The organism is Mesorhizobium sp. M4A.F.Ca.ET.020.02.1.1, assembly GCF_004022645.1.
Lineage (GTDB): Bacteria > Pseudomonadota > Alphaproteobacteria > Rhizobiales > Rhizobiaceae > Mesorhizobium.
The window spans coordinates 1-2,177 of sequence record NZ_RZOI01000886.1; the positions used below are offsets into that span (position 1 = coordinate 1).

General features: G+C 65.9%; 3 protein-coding genes. All 3 read right to left on the reverse strand.

Annotated elements, in window-relative coordinates; all coding sequences use genetic code 11:
* The coding region (locus tag EN742_RS32580; protein ID WP_148670432.1) for a ribonuclease J at positions 1–548 on the reverse strand (548 nt) is incomplete at its 3' end.
* A gap of 35 nt (positions 549–583) precedes the next feature.
* Positions 584–1,405, reverse strand: a complete 822-nt coding sequence (locus EN742_RS32585) for a biotin--[acetyl-CoA-carboxylase] ligase (RefSeq protein WP_128333754.1) — start codon at positions 1,403–1,405, stop codon at positions 584–586.
* A 4-nt stretch (positions 1,406–1,409) separates the two neighbouring features.
* The coding region (locus tag EN742_RS32590; RefSeq protein ID WP_148670433.1) for an NADH-quinone oxidoreductase subunit N at positions 1,410–2,177 on the reverse strand (768 nt) is incomplete at its 5' end.

Genomic DNA, 2,177 nt, shown 5'->3' on the forward strand with positions numbered 1-2,177 from the left:
TCGGCGGTCTGCGGGCCGATCGGCGGCTCCGGATCGAGCTTCCAGGCGGCGGTGGAGATGGCGGTGCCAGCGGGAGTGGTGATCGCCAGCGACATCGGCTCGGGAATCGAGTGGGCGACCGGGATGGCCTCGATCTCGAACGGACCGATGGTGAATTTCTCGCCGGCCCGGTAGATCATCGCCGGCACCTTCGGCGCATTCTGCTCGCCCTGCCGCTTGGCCTCCAGCAGGCCGGCGGTGAACGGCGTCATCCAGGCCGGCGCCTTCAGCCTCGGCCAGATGTCGAGCAGAGCGCCGTAATGGTCCTCATGTGCGTGAGTGATGACGATGCCGCGCAGACTGTCGAGGTTCTCCTCGATGAAGCGCGTGTCGGGCAGGATCAGGTCGACGCCCGGATGCGCCGAATCCGGAAAGGTGACGCCGACATCGACGACGATCCACTCGCGCGCATCGGCCGGCCCGTAGCCGTAGAGGGCGAAGTTCATGCCGATCTCGCCGACGCCGCCAAGCGGCACGAAGACGAGTTCGGCGTTTTCCGCTTTCGCCATGTTTCTTCCCTTCCTGGCCGGTCAGGCCAAGTCCGTTACCTTTGGGCCGACGCGACAGCGCCGAAATGCACGTCGCCGGCGGCGATCGTCACGGCAGATCCCTCATCGTCGCGGATCACGAAACGGCAGTCCTCGTCAATGGTCTCGAACGTCCCGCGCACCACATTACCGTCAACCCTGACAGCAACCTCACCGCCGAGCCCCGCGGCGCGCGCCAGCCAGCGCCGCCTGACGGCGGCAAGCCCGCGCCCGTCGTCCCACAGCCGGGCATTCTCGTTCCAGGCATCCGACAGCGCCAGAAACAGGGTTTCGGCATCGCAATTCGCGCCAAGCGCGCGCAGCGATGTCGCCGGATAAGGCAAATTCTCCGGATATGCCACCACGTTGACGCCGATGCCGACTGCCACCGCGAAGCGATCGCCTTCGAGCAGCGCCGATTCCAGCAATATGCCGGCGAGCTTGGCGCCGGAGGCAAGCACGTCGTTCGGCCATTTCAGCTCGAAGCGGTTCTTGCCCTGGCTTGCACCGTCAACGCCGATCGCGATCCTGCCTTGCGGCACGACGGCATCGAGCGCGTCGGCAAGTGCCAGCCCGGCGACGAAGCCCAGCGTCGCGGCGAGCCGCAATTCGCCACCGCTGACGATGAGCAAAGTCGCCGCCAGATTGCCTTCCGGCGTCGCCCAGCTCCGGCCGCGCCGGCCGCGCCCGCTTTCCTGCTTTTTGGAAACGACCCACAGCTTGCCCAGATCGCCGGCCCGGGCATGGGCGAGCGCCAGCGCGTTGGTGGAGCCGACCGTGTCATGGGCTTCGAGCCGGAACCCTTCCGACGCCGCGGTTGGAGCCAACCTAAACGCCATGCCGTCAGAAGAAGGTCTTCGCCGCGGCTTCGGCATAGGTGCCGATCGGCCCGCCGATCAGCACGTAGAACAGCACGAAGGCGCCGCTGACGCCGAGCACGAGGCGCAGTTCGCTGGCCATCGGCACGAAGCCGCCGACCGGTTCGTCGAACCACATGAGCTTGATGATGCGCAGATAATAGTAGGCGCCCACCACCGAGGCCAGCACGCCGATGATCGCCAGCGCATAGAGGTTGGCGTTGATGGCGGCGAGGAAGACGTACCACTTCCCCCAGAAGCCGGCGAGCGGCGGAATGCCGGCCAGCGAGAACATCAGGATAGTGAGGATCGTCGCCATGATCGGATTGGTCGAGGCGAGGCCGGCGAGATCGTTGATCTGCTCGACATTGCCCTCCTTGCGCCGCATGGCGAGGATGAAGGCGAAGGTGCCGAGCGTCATCACCAGATAGATCAGCATGTAGATGGCGACACCGCGCACGCCGGCCTGGCTGTTGGCGGCGAGGCCGACCAGCGCGTAGCCCATGTGACCGATCGAGGAATAAGCCATCAGCCGCTTGATGTTGGTCTGGCCGATTGCCGCGAAGGCGCCAAGCGCCATCGAGGCGATCGAAATGAAGACGATGATCTGCTGCCAGTCCGACGCGATCGGCTTGAAGGCGCCCATGGTGACGCGCACGATCAGCGCCATCGCCGCCATTTTCGGGGCGGCGGCCAGGAAAGCGGTGATCGGCGTCGGCGCGCCCTCATAGACGTCCGGGGTCCACATGTGGAA